Source organism: Herbidospora sp. RD11066 (genome assembly GCF_054661255.1).
The window spans coordinates 245,478-261,371 of record NZ_BAAGDO010000011.1; the positions used below are offsets into that span (position 1 = coordinate 245,478).

17 protein-coding genes and 1 pseudogene are annotated in these 15,894 nt (G+C 69.5%); 9 read left to right on the forward strand and 9 right to left on the reverse strand.

The window, feature by feature from the left end:
- Nucleotides 1-57 precede the first annotated feature (57 nt).
- Entirely contained in the window at nucleotides 58-1,494 is a 1,437-nt protein-coding gene (locus ACYQ78_RS33995) for a hypothetical protein (protein ID WP_459805062.1), read from the reverse strand.
- Nucleotides 1,495-1,499: 5 nt separating this feature from the next.
- On the reverse strand, nucleotides 1,500-2,585 hold the full coding sequence (locus ACYQ78_RS34000; RefSeq protein ID WP_459805063.1) for a right-handed parallel beta-helix repeat-containing protein: 1,086 nt from the start codon (nucleotides 2,583-2,585) through the stop codon (nucleotides 1,500-1,502).
- A 195-nt stretch (nucleotides 2,586-2,780) separates the two neighbouring features.
- Between ACYQ78_RS34000 and ACYQ78_RS34005 the strand changes: the two genes are divergently transcribed.
- Together ACYQ78_RS34005 and ACYQ78_RS34010 are read left to right on the forward strand one after the other, a co-directional pair.
- Nucleotides 2,781-3,440 carry a hypothetical protein gene (locus tag ACYQ78_RS34005; RefSeq protein ID WP_459805064.1) on the forward strand — a complete coding sequence of 220 codons (660 nt, stop codon included), beginning with the start codon at nucleotides 2,781-2,783 and terminating at the stop codon, nucleotides 3,438-3,440.
- A complete protein-coding gene (locus ACYQ78_RS34010) occupies nucleotides 3,424-4,881 on the forward strand; it encodes a protein kinase domain-containing protein (protein ID WP_459805065.1) in 1,458 nt (485 codons plus the stop codon). Before ACYQ78_RS34005 ends, ACYQ78_RS34010 begins: the two co-directional genes overlap by 17 nt.
- Before the next feature lie 58 nt (nucleotides 4,882-4,939).
- Here the strand turns inward: ACYQ78_RS34010 and ACYQ78_RS34015 are convergent, their stop codons facing one another.
- The 7 genes from ACYQ78_RS34015 to ACYQ78_RS34045 form a co-directional block, all read right to left on the reverse strand.
- Nucleotides 4,940-5,161: a hypothetical protein gene (locus ACYQ78_RS34015; RefSeq protein ID WP_459805066.1), complete on the reverse strand. Its 222-nt coding sequence runs from the start codon at nucleotides 5,159-5,161 to the stop codon at nucleotides 4,940-4,942.
- Nucleotides 5,162-5,186: 25 nt separating this feature from the next.
- Nucleotides 5,187-5,633 carry a sigma factor gene (locus tag ACYQ78_RS34020; RefSeq protein WP_459805067.1) on the reverse strand — a complete coding sequence of 149 codons (447 nt, stop codon included), beginning with the start codon at nucleotides 5,631-5,633 and terminating at the stop codon, nucleotides 5,187-5,189.
- A 759-nt stretch (nucleotides 5,634-6,392) separates the two neighbouring features.
- On the reverse strand, nucleotides 6,393-6,698 hold the full coding sequence (locus ACYQ78_RS34025; protein WP_459805068.1) for a hypothetical protein: 306 nt from the start codon (nucleotides 6,696-6,698) through the stop codon (nucleotides 6,393-6,395).
- Nucleotides 6,629-6,871, reverse strand: coding sequence for a hypothetical protein (locus tag ACYQ78_RS34030; RefSeq protein ID WP_459805069.1), 243 nt, complete (start codon nucleotides 6,869-6,871; stop codon nucleotides 6,629-6,631). Before ACYQ78_RS34030 ends, ACYQ78_RS34025 begins: the two co-directional genes overlap by 70 nt.
- Nucleotides 6,872-6,935: 64 nt before the next feature.
- Nucleotides 6,936-7,289, reverse strand: a complete 354-nt coding sequence (locus ACYQ78_RS34035; RefSeq protein WP_459805070.1) for a hypothetical protein — start codon at nucleotides 7,287-7,289, stop codon at nucleotides 6,936-6,938.
- A gap of 2 nt (nucleotides 7,290-7,291) precedes the next feature.
- Entirely contained in the window at nucleotides 7,292-7,735 is a 444-nt protein-coding gene (gene cynS / locus ACYQ78_RS34040) for a cyanase (protein ID WP_459805071.1), read from the reverse strand.
- Between the two features lie 35 nt (nucleotides 7,736-7,770).
- Nucleotides 7,771-8,139, reverse strand: a complete 369-nt coding sequence (locus ACYQ78_RS34045; RefSeq protein WP_459805072.1) for a PH domain-containing protein — start codon at nucleotides 8,137-8,139, stop codon at nucleotides 7,771-7,773.
- A gap of 182 nt (nucleotides 8,140-8,321) precedes the next feature.
- Here ACYQ78_RS34045 and ACYQ78_RS34050 point away from each other — a divergent pair, with 182 nt between their 5' ends.
- From ACYQ78_RS34050 to ACYQ78_RS34080, 7 genes and pseudogenes are all read left to right on the forward strand, one after another.
- Nucleotides 8,322-10,415 carry a tellurite resistance TerB family protein gene (locus tag ACYQ78_RS34050; protein ID WP_459805073.1) on the forward strand — a complete coding sequence of 698 codons (2,094 nt, stop codon included), beginning with the start codon at nucleotides 8,322-8,324 and terminating at the stop codon, nucleotides 10,413-10,415.
- Nucleotides 10,412-11,698 (forward strand): ATP-binding protein, encoded by a 1,287-nt coding sequence (locus ACYQ78_RS34055; protein WP_459805074.1) that lies wholly within the window; start codon nucleotides 10,412-10,414, stop codon nucleotides 11,696-11,698. The genes ACYQ78_RS34050 and ACYQ78_RS34055 overlap by 4 nt, the downstream gene beginning before the upstream one ends.
- Nucleotides 11,670-12,266 (forward strand): annotated as a pseudogene (locus ACYQ78_RS34060) (DEAD/DEAH box helicase); the annotation flags it as partial. The gene ACYQ78_RS34055 and the pseudogene ACYQ78_RS34060, both read left to right, overlap by 29 nt.
- Before the next feature lie 133 nt (nucleotides 12,267-12,399).
- A complete protein-coding gene (locus ACYQ78_RS34065) occupies nucleotides 12,400-12,960 on the forward strand; it encodes a helicase-related protein (protein WP_459805083.1) in 561 nt (186 codons plus the stop codon).
- A gap of 893 nt (nucleotides 12,961-13,853) precedes the next feature.
- Nucleotides 13,854-14,027 (forward strand): hypothetical protein, encoded by a 174-nt coding sequence (locus ACYQ78_RS34070; RefSeq protein ID WP_459805075.1) that lies wholly within the window; start codon nucleotides 13,854-13,856, stop codon nucleotides 14,025-14,027.
- Entirely contained in the window at nucleotides 14,024-14,938 is a 915-nt protein-coding gene (locus ACYQ78_RS34075) for a DNA-3-methyladenine glycosylase family protein (protein ID WP_459805076.1), read from the forward strand. The genes ACYQ78_RS34070 and ACYQ78_RS34075 overlap by 4 nt, the downstream gene beginning before the upstream one ends.
- Before the next feature lie 368 nt (nucleotides 14,939-15,306).
- Nucleotides 15,307-15,645 carry a DUF5713 family protein gene (locus ACYQ78_RS34080; protein WP_459805077.1) on the forward strand — a complete coding sequence of 113 codons (339 nt, stop codon included), beginning with the start codon at nucleotides 15,307-15,309 and terminating at the stop codon, nucleotides 15,643-15,645.
- Nucleotides 15,646-15,894: the final 249 nt, after the last annotated feature.

Sequence of the window (15,894 nt, forward strand, 5' to 3'; positions counted from 1 at the left end):
GGACCATGGACGGCGACGGGAACACCTCGCGCGAAGGTGTTCCCGTCTGACCCGAGGTCACATTCCGCGCTGGCCCGACATCCGCTGCCACACCACGTTGCCGTAGTGATTCACTTGCAGGCGGTCGCCCAGCACGTCGAGAGTGGCACCCGGACGCCCGTCGGTCGCGGTGGCCCGCACGGCGGTGCCGTTGGCACGGAGCAGCACGAGATTCCCGTCATATTGCAGATAGGCGCGGGTGGCCTGGCTGCCCCACGTGTCGCTGGCCCAGATGACGAAATTGTCGCTGTTGCGATACTGCACGAGGTTGCCGTCGTCCTGCATGCACAGCCGTGCCGACCCGTTGTTCAGGCAGTGGGGCGCTGGCAGGAACTGGTTCTGCCTCAACTGCGGGCCCGACGTCACCTGGACCGGCGCAACCTTGTCGACGATGTTCCAGCGCACCAGCTCCCTGCCCTCCGGCGGATCGTCGGGGGTGACGACACCGCGGGCGTTGCCCAGGAGCTGCCACGACGGCATGTCCCAGCCGCAGCTCACTCCCACGCCCCTGATCAGGGGCGCGCTGCGGACGGTCCAGTTGACGGCGTCGGTGCTGCGCGCGATCCCGACCGTCGTCTGCGAGTCCGTTCTTCCGCACGTGCCGTTCGCACCGCTGAACGCCTCGAAGATGAGGTACCAGTAGCCGTCGGCCTCGCGGTGCATGTCGCCCAGGCCCACTCCGTAGTTCGCCCAGGCGGGATTGGGGCTCAGGGCGAACTTCGTCCTGGCGCCCGAATAGTCCTCCACCGGTGCCGCGAAGCGCACGGTCGCCCGGCCCTGCGGCAGGATGCCCGCCGCATCGTGGTAATGGAAGGTCAGCACGTAGCCGACACCGTCTTTCTCGATGTCGGGTGTGCCGAGTTCGTCGTAGTAGACATCGTTGATCTTTCCTGGCTTCAGCAGCAGGGTGCTGTTCGACCAGGTGATGCCGTCGGTGCTCGTCACCCAGCGGATGGAGTGCAGGGCACGCCCATTGGAGGCCACGTCGCGCTGCTCGAACACCATCAGCAGACGGCCGTTGTCCGCGATCACATCGGGTGCGTACACCCAGGTGTTCATGGCGCCGGCGCATGAGGCGCCGGGTGGCAGGGCCGACTGCACCCCGGCGAGCGGTCTGCCGCCGTTGTGCTGGACCCAGGTGTTCCCGCTGTCGGGCGAGGTGGCGAGCGCGATCCCCTGGGGTAGTGGGCAGATGGCGCCGGTCTGGCTGATGAAGGTCCGGTAGTACATCGAGTAGCGGCCGTTCCAGATGAGGGCGCTCGTCTCGGCGTGGGCGCCGATGCCCCATCCGAACGGTTTCGGGGTCTGCTGCTGCAGCCCGGCCGCGTCGGTGAAGAGTTTGCAGGCGGTGTCGCAGACGAGGGCCGTGGCCGTCGGCGCGAGCGGTGACATCCAGGCGACGACCGAGACTACACCGGTCATCAGGGCGGCGAGCGCCGTGCGGAGGCTGCGCATGACGGTCACAGACCGCTCGACAGGGTGACGCCCGCCCCGACGGTCCGCTGGGTGGTGACGCCGGTGACCGAGTTGCCTGACGAGGTCACCGTGAGCTGATTGCTCCCGCGCTGGTAGGACAGGCCGGTGCCGGTGCCGCTGCCGCGCACGGCATTGCCGGTCACGGCGACGTTGCCGGTGCCGTAGTTGACCTGCTTGATGGTCAGGTAGGTGGTGCCGGCGCCGCTGAACTGAAAGACCCGGTTGCCGACGATCGTGCTGGCGGCGTCGCCCTGGACGGTGACCCCGATGCCGTTGACGCCGAAGTCCTCGACGTAGTTGTCGCTGATGCTGCTCGCGAACAAGCGGTTGGCGTTGACGCCGGTGCCGCCGACGCCGTAGACGTGGTTGCGTTCGACCGTCCACCCGGCCGAGTTGTCGAGCTTGATGGCGTCGCCGCCGCTGGAGGCGATCCAGCTGTCGGAGAGGTTCCAGTCGGTCACGGAGTTGCCGCTGTCCTGGACGTAGATGCCGTGCTGGCCCGAGTCGTCCACGAACAGGCCCCGGATGGTGCCGTTGACCTGGGTGTTGGTGAGCGTCGTGCCGTTCTGGGACGTGTTGGTCACGCGCAGCCCGTTGACCTTGGCGTTGCGGATGGTGAGATCGCTGATCTCGGTGCGCCACGACCGGATCACCACGGCGTCGCCGCCTGTGGGGTTGCCGGCGGAGTTCGCGTCGATCGTGAGGTCGCGCAGGGTGATCGGCTCACCGGTGAAGGCGTCGTTGTTCACCCAGGAGTCGGAGGCCAGCACCGCCGCGAGGTTACGGCCGTTGGCCTGCTTGAGCACTGTGTGCGCGCTGTCACCCCGGTAGGCCCGGCCGCCCAGCAGGGTGATGGTCGTGGTGATCGAGCACGGCCCGTCGACGACGATCTCGTCACCAACCGCCGAGCCGTTGATCGCCGCCTGGATGATCGCCGAGTCGCCACTGGTGTTCGCGCACGTGGTGGTGACGCGCGCCGCGGCGGCCGGCCCGGCGAGGGCGAGTGAGCCGATGGCCGCGCCCGCGGCGACCACTCCGATCGAGGCGACGACGGCGAGAACTCTTTTCATGAACGCTCCCTTTTGTTCATCAGGTCGAATAGCGCTAATCGGAGTAAACGGAGCGTTCAGCGGGCACGACAGTACACCCCTGAACCCTTGAAGGTGGCAGATATGAGAAAGGATGGAACTCCAGGCCGGGCCGATGCTGTCGTCATATCGTTCAGCGGATCACGGTGGTGGCTGGAACGCGGGCAGTCATTGACAATGGGCCGGAGCCAATCGTGTGACCTGCGATTCCCTGAAGACGAACACCTTTCCCGGCGGGCCGGATCGCTGACCGTTCTCGACGACTGCGTTCTCGTCCGCAACAATTCCCGGCACAAACCATTCGTCGTCCGGCCCCCGGCCGGGGAGGACCGGGTGGTCGAGCCCGGCGCGGCCACGACCTCGCTGCCGTTCACGAGCTTCGCGCTCGTCTTCGCCGGGCGCGGCGGATCGACGGTGACGGTTCACGTCGACGCCAAATCGATCACGTCGGCCACACCCGGCGGAGACGCGATCACGCGGTCGGGCAAGACGGTGAACGCACCGGTCGCGATTACGGCCGCGCAGCGGCTGGTGCTCTGCGCGCTGTGCGAACCCCTGCTGACGAGTGCCGGACCGCGTGCGGCGCCCGCGACCTACGCCCAGATCGGGCAACGGCTGGACCGCAGTCCGCAGTACATCCGCAACGTGATCAAGGCCATCCGCGAGGCCCTGTCCGGGCACGGCATCCCCGCGCTGACCTCGGACGACGAGAACGCTGTACACGACGACTTCCGCTGGGCCCTCGCACGGTGGGCCATCCGGAGCGGCGTCGTCGACGCCGGCCGCATCGATGACCAACTCCCCGATCGGAAGCCGGGCGATGACCGACAAGAGTGACGAACCGGAGACCGTGGGCGGGCCCGACCTGCCGCAGACCCGGTTCGTTGGCCCGCCCGACGAACCGGACCGGTACGAACTGCTCGGCGACGGCATCCCCGGCGGTGAGGGGATCATCTGGAAGGCGCGCTACCGGGGCGACCTGGCCGCGCCGTTGCCGCTGGCCGTCAAGCTGCTGCGTCCCCCCGGCGGCGCCGATCCCGACTGGCCCTCGGCGCGTGACCGGCAACGGTGGCGCGACCACGCGGTGCTGCTGCGGCACCTGCAACTCGACCACGTGGTGCGGCTCGACGAGGTGTTCCTCGGCGCCGCCCCGCATCCCGCGGGCCTGGCCGACACTCCGACGACGGCCTACCTGGTCATGGAATGGGTCGAGGGCCCGACCCTCAGCGCACTGCTCGGCGGGAGTCACGCCACCGGTGACACCGTCGGCGCGCGTCTCGGATACGTCCGGCAGGCCGCCGAGGCGCTGACCGCCCTCGCGTCGATGACCAGGTCGGGGGGCAACCCAAGCCTGCACAGGGATGTGAAGCCCGCCAATTGCGTTGTCCATCCGGAACGCGGGCTGGTGCTGATCGACGTGAGCACCTTGCGGCTCATCGACGACGGTCACGACGTGGTCGGCTGGCACACGCCCGGCTACACGGCGCCCGAGGTGCTGGCCGCCCCGCACCTGCCCAGGGCCGTCACGGCCGACGTGTACTCGCTCGGCGCGCTCGCCTTCTTCTGCCTGACCGGGCAGGACCCGGCCACCGCCGACATTCCCGAGACAGCCCGCTCCGCGGCGGAATCGGCCGGCGTCGCCGCTCCCGGCGAACTCGTCGCGCACCTCCTGGCGGCGCTCGACGACGACCCAGACCGCCGCCCCAAGGACATGATCACGTGGAGCCGGAGCCTGCTCGACGCGGCGGTCGTGCGGAAACCGCCCATCAGATGGTGGCGGCTCGTCGTCACGATCGGCGCGGCGGCGATCGCCGGATGGGGCGTGGTGACATTTCTCCCCGACGATAATCCCGCGCCACCGGCGGGCGTCCGCGGGGAAATCTCCTCTCCAGAAGACGGCGCCGATGTCAAGCAGTGTTCTTATTTCTCCGGTACGGCATCCCTCCCGCCCGGCACCACTTTGATGCTGGCCATGCGGAATCTCGACAACGGCGATCCGGAAAGGTATCTGCAGGTGGTTTTCGGCTTCGAGAGACCCGACACGCTCACCAATTGGCGCGGTGCCCAGTATTTCGGTAAGGAGAAAGAGGGAGTCGGCCAGAATTACCAGGTCGAGCTTCTCGCCGTACGCCTGGAGGGAGCCCTCGCCTACCACGAGTCGGCCAGCGGCGACATCGATCGGGCCCTGGCCGAGTCGGGGACGGTCCTGGCCAGCGTGCGCGTCCACCGGGTCGCCGGTCAGGGGCCGGGCGGCTGCGTCGGACCGCCCGAGAACTGAGGCACTGGTTCCGTCGGTCCGGGCTCCACGGGCGGAGCTTTTCGGGGTTGCGCACCGCTCAGATGTTCGTGATCCTTCCTTCGGCCACCTCGAAGGCCATCACCGTGACGGTCACCCCGTTCTCAAGAACCCCAAGGCCGGGCTGCCCGTTGACCGTGCGTTCCGTGATCTCCAGGCCACGGGCCCCACCGACCATGTCGGCCGCGAACCGGGCGGCCACCTCCAGCCCCACGACCGGCGGGGCCAGCGCCCGGACGATCCCGCCGCCGTCGGCGATCACCGAGGGCCTCGATGTCCTGGGACTCCTACGCCTCGACATCGGCCCGCTGCGCCGTCGGCACCGCAGGGGGCGCCCTGACCCGCCGCCGGGCCGAGGAGGCCAGTTGCCGGCAGGCGGCGGGACTGCGGCCGACGATCTCCGCCCCGTTCGGCTGGGGCCATCGACTCGGGCACTCGTCGAGAGTCACCTGGTCGGCCGGATCGTTCATCCCCTCGGGCAGCGGCTCCGGGAGCCACTCACCCACGTGGCGCTCGCGCCGCACCCGCACCGCCCCCAGCAGGTCGAGGCAGATGCGGCTGGTCACTGTTGTCAGCCAGGCGTCCGGTGATACGACCGCGTTCCGCCCGTCGTCCGGTATGGCGTACCAGTGCGCATAGCTCTCCTGTACGACCTCCTCGGCGTCCGCCGGGGAGCCGAGAAGCCGGTAGGACTGATTGATCAAATGTCGCCGTTCACTCAGTTCGGCTGTCACGATGCCCCCTTTGACGTGTTCTCACCCGAGTAGACGGGACAGTCACCCCGAATGTGAGGCCTCACACTTCCCGTCGCTCTGTCGTCGAACCCGGCACGATAGAAGGGACACCATGACCGAGCTCCAGTCGCGCCTGCCCGACCTCGGCCCGATCGTCGGCGGCCTGGCGAAGACGACCCGCAACGGGACGAGCCCTGACACCACCATCGCACTGGTCCAGTTCCGCGCCGGACAGCTCGCCGGGAGCACGTATCACGTGGTCCGGCACGCCGAGAGCCTGCGCGAGGGGGGAGACCGTCGAACGGATCGCGGCCGTAGGGGAGGCAGTCCTCCTCCAGCCCGACCGCCGCCCGGAGCATGCCGGGAACCTGGTCGGTGGTCGCGTCGAGATGGCCGCGGAACCGGAGCTCGCTGTGCAGCGCCCGGATCAGCTCCGGCGGCCCGACCACGGTCAGGTCGCTGCGTTCGGTGGTCAGCCGCAGCCGCTCCGGCGTTCCCTCAAGACTCCCGATCGCGGTGTACGCGATCAGCACCTCCATCTCCGCACCACGTATCCGCTGGCCATCGGGGGCGCACGCCAGCGCCACCGGCCGCCCGTCGGACAACTCGGCGGGGAGACCCCCGGAGAGAGGGTCTGTTCGGCGGCGGCACTCAACAGGGCGTGCTCCCGAAGCCGCCGCTCGAACGCCGCCGACGCGCACGTCACGGACACGGGCCCGTGTGCCGAATTGAAGATCACGAACCGTTCGGCCGATCCGGTCACGCGCAACTCGGGATCGGCCAGGTCGTAGGCGGCAGCACCTGCTGTGAGTCGGACGCCTGGAACTCCACGCTGTTGGCCCCGAGCACACAGTCGGCCGTCCCCTTGGCCAGCCCCCGGACCGTCACCGGAACCGATGTGCCGACCGTGCTAGGGACGGACGCCCCAACCGACCGGAAGACCTCGAGAAAGGCGTCGTGCACCTGCGGGGTCACCAGGTGCAGGGTCGCGCCGCTCAGGAACCGCCCGTCGAGCAGCGCGCCCCCGCGCACTTCGACGGCGCTCGGCCCCTGGGCCGTCGCCACGACTCGTTGACCGGCCACTCCAGCGGCACCGCTTCCCGATCGCGCAGCCGCAGCAGGCCTCCGGATAACACCGCGCAGGCGGTCAGTTCGGCGGGTTCCCCGTCCTCCTCGTAGTGGGGCGTGACCGAGACGGCGCACGGGCTGATGAAGTCGAGCGTCGCGGCCTCGGGCATGAGCCGCCCGCCCAGCCCGTCAGCGCGTGCAGCGCGGGCGGCTCGATCGGACCCGGCGACAGCCTCAGTGCCCGCCCGGCAACCGGATGTCGGCGACGAACAGGGTGCTGCGATCGGCCAGCGTGATCGAGACGTCGGCGGCGGCCGCCGGGTCGAGGGCGGTGACGGCCGCGTTCCCGAACCCGCCGGTGTCGTGGACGTAGACCGCGGCCAGTCGGTCAGGAGCAGGGACCGGGTGCCCATCCAGGAGAAGCCGCCCGACTGCTGCTCCCGGGACTGGGGGTGGACACTGCTGTCGAACACGACCCGGCCCCGCAAGGGCCCCACGCCACGGCCATGGCCGCTCCTCATGTACGCCCTGCTCCCGATCCCCGGAATCATCTCGCCACAGGGACCGGGCCACCACGTAGAAATCCATATTCACCACTGGTAAGGCAGGTATTTGCCGTCCATCGTGATCACCACGCGGTCGCCCGCCGGATCGGGCACCCGCTTGACGTCGAGGCGGAAGTTGATGGCGCTCATGATGCCGTCGCCGCACTGCTCGTGGATGAGCTCCTTGATGGTCGGCCCGTAGACCTGGATCACCTCGTAGAGCCGGTAGATCGTCGGATCGACCGGCACCGCGGCGTCGAGCGCGCCGCGCGTGGGCTGGAGCTGCAGGGCCAGCACGACGTCTTCACCCAGTTCGAGCAGGGCGGCGGCCGTGGCGGCCTCGTCTTTCTGCATCGGATGCTGGCCGAGCAGCGCCGCGGTCGTCCACGCCAAGGGTCGGCCGACCGCCTCGGCCAGCTGCGCCCAGGTCACCCCGGTGACGACCTTGGCCTGCCGGACCGCCTCGGCCGCTTCCTGCTTCGTGAGCATGCCCACCTCCACGAATGTTGTATGCTCCATACAGCCTACCTGCTGATGTAGTGAAGAATGACGCTGTGCACGTGATGGGCCTTCTGCTCGCCCCGGAAGTCCATCTCGTAGACGTGCGTGCCGACGTTGATGGCGATCGCGCCAGAAGAGAAGAACGACCCCGCGAACGACTTGTTGCTGACCACGCTGACACTCGTGATCTTCGAGTAGGGGATGCTCGTGATCGCCAGCTTCTTCCCGACGAACGACTTGTCCTGCACGATCACGCGCCGATCGGTCAGCCCGAGAAACCCGGTGCCGACCCCGACGGCGTCGTAGACGGCGATGATCTGCTCGCCCTGCATGAGCCCGCTCTGGATCTGCTGCAACTGCTCCGGACGGTCGTGGGGAACTGAGGGATGCATGTTTTCTCCTGAAGGGAAGAAGGGTCGAAACAATGAACGGGAGAAATCGTGATATTTGGTATTCATGCAGTCCAGAGGGATGCAAGATGGTAACGAGGCGGCTGATTTCTCCATACACGGTAAGCGCCTGAGTTACGGTGCTTTTCGCGCCGCAATAAGGCCACGTCGAAGAGGATGGGCGAATGGGTCTGCTTGATCGCTTTCGGAAGAAGCATCATCAGCCATCGGAAGTGCCGGTTCCCTCCTATCGTCTCCCCACGCCACCTCCCCAGCCACCGCCGCCACCCGCGGCGCCGCCCCCGGTCTGGCTACCCCCGGGATCGGCGGTCATGGTCTCGGGCTACCAATTGATCGGCGGCCTTCTCTATGTCGGCTCGGGGCTGCCGTCGGCGTCCCGTGACGGCGTGGAACCCGCGCTCATCGATCCCTGGCTTCCCGTCGACGTCCACCGCCCCGACTGGGACGGCGCGACACTCGACTACTGGCCTTCCTACTCCTCCATCTCGCCCCAGGCCAGAGCCGCCCACCTCGGCTGGCTCGCCGACGGGCGGCGCGCCCCCGGCATCCCGATCGGCTACGTCTTCCTCTATCTCTACGGGCTCGAACGCCGGGTGCTGCACGACCTGAGTTTGGATCGTTCCATCGTGGAGCCGGAGCTCCCGGCGATCCACGACGAGGTGCGCCGCCTGCTGGGCGTCTACGGCGGCCACGACTCCTTCCGCCGCTACGCCGGGCGGTTCGAGGAACTGCTCACCGTGCTGGTGGGCACCGAGGCGGGTCAGGTGCCGTCACCGCTCGGGTTACGGCTCGGGCTGGGCGACCGGGCGTCTCGCGGCGAACCGGTGCCGGCGGCGTGGGCCCACGACTGGATCCTGTCCCATCCCGGCCATCACCCCCGCACCCCCGCGACCCGCTGCGCCGAGCAGTTCAGGAGGCTCTTCGAACTCCGCTACACCGAGCGATTCGGCGCGGGGCTCGTGGTCCGGCCCGGCCCGGCGACGTTCGCCTTCGAATACCGGCCCGCCAGCGCCGGGTTCCGCGGGTCGGTCACCCTGTCGCTGCCCAGCGTGCCCGATGTGCTGGCAGCGGAGGCGCCCCTGCGGAAGCTGGCGGAACTCGCCGACGAGTGCGCGTCGGCGCTGGAGCCCTTCAGCCGTTTCGCCGGACGTTCGCCCGGTGAGGAGCACACCCTCCAGGCCCAGGCGTTGCTGCCACCCGAACTCCTCGACCTGACGTCGGGCGAGGTCGCCGACCTGGTCGGCTGGGCGCGCACCCGGCTGGGTTCGGCCGAGAGCGTCGAGGTGCCGGCCGCTGAGTTCGCCCGTGGGGCCGCCAAACCAGGGAAGAAAGACGTCGTCGCGCTGGCCCGGGTGCTCGACGCCGCAGGGGTCGGCATCGAGCCCGATCCCCGGCTGGGCGGCCCGGTTCCGACCGCCGGGTCGATGGTGCTGTTCGCCGCACCCGGCGGCCCGACGGCGGCGCCGTCCGACGCCTACCAGGCCGCGACCCTGCTGCTGCACTTCGCGGCGGCGGTGAGCGCCGCCGACGACGGCGTCTCCGAGGCCGAGCAGCGCCACCTGAGCGACCATCTCGAACGCGCCCTCCACCTGACCGGCGCCGAACGCACCCGGTTGCGCGCCCATCTGCGCTGGCTGCTGATCGCGCCGGTGAAGCTCAGCGGGCTGACCAGGCGCATCGCGGGCACCGACCAGGCGCAGCGGGCCTCGCTCGCGGCCTTCCTGACCGAGGTGGCCCGCGCCGACGGCGTCATCTCACCGGGCGAGGTCAAGACCCTCGCCAAGATCTACCGGCTGCTCGACCTCGACGAGACACTCGTCGCCCCGGCGACGGCACCCGTCGTGGTGCGTCCGGCCCGGCCAGAACCGGGCTTCGCCATCCCCGAGCCTCCCTCACCGGCGGTGCAGCTCAACCGAGACGTGATCGCCAGGAAGCTCGTCGAGACCGCCCAGGTCAGCGCGCTGCTCGGGGCCATCTTCACCGACGACGACGCCCCCGCGCCACCACCGCCGCCTCCGGCCGCCGATCCGGTCGCCGGGCTCGACGGGCGGCACTCCGCCTTGGTGCGGGCACTCCCGGCGACCGGTGAGATCTCCCGAAGCCGGTTCGAAGAACTCGCCGCGCGCTGGAACCTGCTGCCCGACGGGGCCATCGACCAGATCAACGAGGCCGCGCTCGACGTCGCCGGTGAACCGCTGCTCGAAGGAGACGACCCCGTCAGGGTCGACCGAACACTGCTGGGAGAACTGCTGACGTGATCCGTCCCCGTGAGCGCGACGCGCTGCTCCAGTCGCTGCGCGCCGGGGTGGTGCCCCGTGCGGGCCAGCGACACGTCCAGGTCGGGCGGGCCGCCGAGGTCCACGCGCTGGTGGCCGACGTCGACCGGATCGCCGCCGGAGGTTCGGCGGTCCGGCTGGTCATCGGCGACTTCGGCGCCGGGAAGACCTTCTTCCTCTCTCTTGTACGCTCCATCGCGCTCGAGAAGAAGCTGGTCACCGTACACGCCGATTTGAACCCCGATCGGCGGCTGCACTCCAGCGGCGGCCAGGCCCGCAGCCTCTACGCCGAACTGATGCGCAACCTGTCCACCCGGGCCAAACCCGACGGCGGGGCGCTCACCAGCGTGGTCGAACGGTTCGTCTCCACCGCGCTGGCCGAGGCCCGGCAGACCGGCGCCGACCCCGGCCAGGTCATCCGCCTGCGGCTGGCCCACCTGGCCGAACTGACCGGCGGCTACGACTTCGCCGAGGCCATCGGCGCCTACTGGCGCGGCCACGACACCGGCGACGAGCAGCTCAAGGCGGCGGCGGTCCGCTGGCTGCGCGCCGAATACTCCACCAAGACCGAGGCCAGGTCGGCCCTCGGCGTCCGGACGATCATCGACGACGCCTCGTTCCACGACCACCTGAAGCTGATGAGCAGGTTCGTGCGCCTGGCCGGATACGACGGGCTGCTGGTCTGCCTCGACGAGATGGTCAACCTCTACAAACTGGCCTCCACCCAGGCCCGCAACGCCAACTACGAACAGATCCTGCGCATCCTCAACGACACCCTCCAGGGCATCGCCGCCCACATCGGCTTCGTCTTCGGCGGAACCCCCGAGTTCCTCACCGACACCCGGCGCGGCCTGTTCGGCTACCCCGCGCTCCAGTCGCGCCTGGCCGAGAACGGCTTCCCCACCGGCGGTCTCGTCGACCATTCGGGCCCGATCCTCCGCCTCGCCGCGCTCACCCCGGAAGACCTGCACATTCTGCTGATGAAGGTCCGCCACGTCCACGCGCACGGCGACGCCGCCCGCCAGGTGATCGACGACGACGGACTGCTCGCCTTCATGCACCACTGCTCCGACCGCGTCGGAGACGCCTACTTCCGCACCCCGCGTACCACCATCAAGGCCTTCTGCGACCTGCTGGCCGTGCTCGAACAGAACCCCGGAAGCGCCTGGCGGACCCTTCTGCCGTCGGTCGGCGTGACGGCCGAGACCCTCCCTGACGACGACGAGACCTTCCACGATGACGATCTCACCTCCTTCCGGCTCTGAGGCGTTCGGCCGCCTCCACCCGAACGTCCAGCGCTGGATCTGGCGGCAGGGCTGGCGGCGGCTCCGCGCCGCGCAGGAGGCGGCGATCGCGCCGGTGCTCGCGGGCACCGGCGACGTCCTGATCGCGGCGCCGACCGCTTCGGGCAAGACCGAGGCGGCGTTCCTGCCGATCTGCTCGGCCCTGGTCGACGCCGAACCGGGTCCGGGGTTCGCCGCCGTCTACATCAGCCCGCTCAAAGCCCTCATCAACGACCAATACGGCCGTCTCGACGAACTCTGTGCCCATCTCGACCTCCCGGTCGCCCGATGGCACGGCGACGTCGGCGCCGCCGCGAAGAAGAACCTGGTGTCCCGGCCGCGGGGCATCCTCCTCATCACGCCCGAATCGCTGGAGGCGCTGTTCGTCCTGCGCGGCTCGACGATGCCCGGCCTGATGGGGTCGGTGCGGCACATCGTGGTCGACGAACTGCACTCCTTCATGGGTACGGCCAGGGGAGCCCAGCTCCAGTCCCTCATGCACCGCCTCGACCTGGCCGCGCGCCGCCGGATCCCGCGCATCGGGCTGTCGGCCACGCTCGGAGACATGCGCACGGCCGCCGATTTCCTCCGCCCCGGCGGCGGGGCCGAGGTCGTCACGATCATGTCCGACTCCGACGGGCATCGCGGCGCACCTCTACGAGACGCTCCGGGGCCACCACAACCTGGTCTTCGCCAACTCGCGCGCGGCCGTCGAGTCCTACACCGACCTGCTCGGCCGCCGATCCGAGGAGTTCGTGCCACATCACGGCAACCTGTCGAAGGACCTCCGCGAACACGTCGAATCCCGGCTCAAAGACCGGTCGCGCCCGGTCACCGCGATCTGCACCTCGACCCTGGAGATGGGCGTCGACATCGGCTCGGTGACCTCCGTGGCCCAGCTGGGCGCGCCACCCGGCGTCGCGGCCCTGCGCCAGCGCCTCGGCCGCTCCGGCCGCCACGGCGGACCGGCGGTGTTACGCGTGTACGTCAGCGAGCGCGAGACCACACCCGGCATCCACCCCACCACGAACTCCGCGCCGGCCTCGTGCAGGCGATCGCGACCGTCGAACTGCTGCTCCAGCGCTGGTACGAGCCGCCGCAGGCGTCGGCGCTCCACATGTCCACACTCGTCCAGCAGGTGCTGTCGCTCATCGCCCAGCATGGCGGCATCACCCCCGCCGACGCCTACCGGGCCCTGTGCGCGGGCGGCCCGTTCCGCGCCGTCGACGCGGCGACGTTCATGACGCTCCTGCGCGATCTCGGCGACGGCGACCTGATCCGGCAGGAGAACGACGGCCTGCTGCTTCACGGCGAGGCGGGGGAGCGGCTGGTCAACCACCACACCTTCTACGCCGCGTTCGCCGCGCCGGCCGAATACCGGATCGTCCACGGCGGGCGCACCCTGGGCGGCATCCCGATGGAACACCTGCTCCCCGAAGGCGCCCTGCTGATCTTCGCGGGCCGCCGCTGGCGGATCACCGCGATCGACACCCACGCCAAACTCATCGAGGTCGCCCCGGCGTCGGGCGGAACGCCACCCCGCTTCACCGGCAGTGGCCCGGACGTCCACGACCGGGTCCGCACCGAGATGCGCCGCGTCTACGAAGACGCGGCGATGCCCGCCTACCTCGACGCCACCGCCCAGCGCTTGCTGACCGAAGGCCGCCGCGCCTACCGGCGCATGGGCCTGGCGACCGGCCCGCTGCTCGGCCATGGCGGGGACACCCTGCTGTTCCCCTTCCGGGGCGACGTCGTCATGACCACTTTGGCCTTGGCCCTCCACTCCCGTGGCATCGCCGTCGAGCGCCATGGCCTGGCCCTCGCGCTGGGCGACATCACCCCCGAGGCCGCCGGGGAGGTCCTCGGCGACCTGACCGACCTGCCGGACGCGGTCGACCTGGCCGCGCTCGTCCCGGACAAACGCCTCGACAAGCACGACGCACTGCTCGGCGACCACCTGCTGACCCGCTCTTACGCGGCCCGGCGCATCGACGTCCCGGCGACCCGGGAGGCGGTCCGCGACCTGGTCTCGTCCCGGCCTGAACGGGCGACGGGGATCTGCCCGCCCTGACCCGGCACCGGCTGGGGTCGCGCCCCCTGGCCGTCGTCGACCCCGGCCGGGCGCGGCGTCGACCTCGTGAACGCCCAGCGTGCTCTGGACGACGCACGGGCCTGCGCCGACCTGGTGCGCATCTATCTGCGCCGAGCCGCCGAGTCGGGCGTGGAGTGGCTCGACGAGGTGGGGGCGGTCGGCGCCGTGCCAGCCACAAGGTGGGCCCCTTCCGGCGGCACCCCTACGATGCGCAGATGACCACCCACGGATTCGCGCTCACGGCCAGGGGCGCTTTCGACTTCGCCGCCACGCTGCGATTCGTCGAAGAGTGGCCGGCGGCCAGCACTCTCCCGTCCGACGGCCGGACGCTCCGCTTCGCCTACTGCGCCGAGCACGACTGGCTCCCCGTGGGGGTCGCCGTCACCGCCGCCCCCGGCGGCGTGCAGGTCGAGACGACCCGCCCCGCCGGCCCGGCCCTGCGCGCCGAGGTGGCCAGAATCCTCTCCCTCGACATCGACGGCACCGCGTTCGCCCAGGTGGGGCTCTCGGATCCGGTACTGGGCGACCTGCAGGCGGCCAACCCCGGCCTGCGCCCGGTCTGCTTCTGGACCCCGTGGGAGGCGGCAGTCTGGGCCGTGGTCGTGCAACGGTCGTCGATGGTCATCGCGGCGAAACTGAAGCAGCGCATCGCCGAGAAGTTCGGCGCGAGAATCGTCGTGGACGACATCGAACACGCCGTCTTCCCACCCCCGATCACCCTCCTCGACGCCGACGGTTTCGGCCTTCCCGTACAGAAGGAAGAATGGATCCGGGGCTTGGCCCGAGCGGCCCTCGACGGGGTCCTGACCAGCGAATACCTCCGCAGCGTCTCTCCGGAGGAGGCACTGGCAGAACTGAAGGCGCTGCCGGGCGTGGGCCCGTTCTCGGCCGGGCTGATCCTCATCCGCGGTGCGGGCGCCCCTGACGCCTTTCCCGGCGACGAGCCGAGGCTGTTCGGGCTGCTCAGGGAGGCCTACGGCCTGCCGGAGGACGCGTCGCCGAGGGAGTTCAAGAAGCTGGCCGAGTCATGGCGCCCGTTCCGTTCCTGGGCATCCTTCCTGTTCCGAGCAGCCACCTACCACGACCGCGAGCCGGACCCCGGCCAGCGCTCGGCTCCAGGGGCACGGTAAGAGCTCCTGACAAAATGAAGCCGGCTGAATTCGGTGCCGGTGCGGTGAGATGCGTCACTTGCACTGCGGGCGCTTGGCAACGGCGAGATGCCAGCACAATGGCCCGAACTTGAGTGGCGAGATAGCACAGCGCTTGCCGGGGCCGACGGCGATGTGAAGACCTGGCTCAGACCTAAGGCGAGCAGGTGCGCCGTCCGTGCCAGGGATGATCGCCGACGTGGCGAAATGGGCTCAAATCTCACGAAAATGCGACCTTGTCGGCCGGGTGTGACGGCTTGAGAAGCGTGAATCTCCTGGATCGAGAATTGTCGGTGGCGTGCAGCAGGATTGCCATCGGCCGTTCACCCCACTTGACCGGGAGCCCTCGTATGCCCGTAACCTCGCAGATCACCGACCATCCCTTCCTGCAGGAGATGTACGGCGACCCCTATTTCCCCACCCATCTCGTCGACAAGAGCAAGGCGATCCTGCTGCGCCTGTGTGATCGCATCGAGGCCGAGCGGCCCGCCGATCTGGCGGCACTCTATGTCCTCACCCACGCGGCGACCGAGGAGTTCAACGCGCTCGACGAGGAGTTCGCCGAGGCCGACTCTGAAATCGAGACGGCCGCCCGGGAGGCCATCGGGGCCGACTTCTGGTTCATCGCATCCGCTTATGGGTTCGGCGACGCCAACCGAGAACAGCTCATCGCACCCCGCCACTGGTGAACGGTCCACATCGGGTGGTGCTCGGTGCTGATGGGAAGTGCTGATCGGGGCTGTTGTCGGGTGAAGGGGTGCGGATGGAGATGGGCCGTGCTGGCGGGGAACCGCGCTTTTGTCCCCGCCGTTGGGTCCGGGCCGTTGGCGCCACGGGAGAAGCCCTCATTGCCGCGCTAGTTGTACTCGGTCACGACGTTGGTGACAGGCGGCTGATCGGTGGATGACCGTCGAGTGCGCTGTGACGTCGTCGGGTGT

Excerpts from the sequence above, each read along its gene's own strand:
- ACYQ78_RS34030 (WP_459805069.1), bottom strand. The coding sequence starts at position 6,871 with ATGCCCGAGGCCGCGACGCTCGACTTCATCAGCCCGTGCGCCGTCTCG.
- ACYQ78_RS34050 (WP_459805073.1), top strand. The coding sequence starts at position 8,322 with ATGGGTCTGCTTGATCGCTTTCGGAAGAAGCATCATCAGCCATCGGAA.
- cynS (WP_459805071.1), bottom strand. The coding sequence starts at position 7,735 with ATGCTCACGAAGCAGGAAGCGGCCGAGGCGGTCCGGCAGGCCAAGGTC.
- ACYQ78_RS34035 (WP_459805070.1), bottom strand. The coding sequence starts at position 7,289 with ATGGATTTCTACGTGGTGGCCCGGTCCCTGTGGCGAGATGATTCCGGG.
- ACYQ78_RS34075 (WP_459805076.1), top strand. The coding sequence starts at position 14,024 with ATGACCACCCACGGATTCGCGCTCACGGCCAGGGGCGCTTTCGACTTC.
- ACYQ78_RS34010 (WP_459805065.1), top strand. The coding sequence starts at position 3,424 with ATGACCGACAAGAGTGACGAACCGGAGACCGTGGGCGGGCCCGACCTG.
- ACYQ78_RS34000 (WP_459805063.1), bottom strand. The coding sequence starts at position 2,585 with ATGAAAAGAGTTCTCGCCGTCGTCGCCTCGATCGGAGTGGTCGCCGCG.
- ACYQ78_RS34045 (WP_459805072.1), bottom strand. The coding sequence starts at position 8,139 with ATGCATCCCTCAGTTCCCCACGACCGTCCGGAGCAGTTGCAGCAGATC.
- ACYQ78_RS34080 (WP_459805077.1), top strand. The coding sequence starts at position 15,307 with ATGCCCGTAACCTCGCAGATCACCGACCATCCCTTCCTGCAGGAGATG.
- ACYQ78_RS33995 (WP_459805062.1), bottom strand. The coding sequence starts at position 1,494 with ATGCGCAGCCTCCGCACGGCGCTCGCCGCCCTGATGACCGGTGTAGTC.
- ACYQ78_RS34005 (WP_459805064.1), top strand. The coding sequence starts at position 2,781 with ATGGGCCGGAGCCAATCGTGTGACCTGCGATTCCCTGAAGACGAACAC.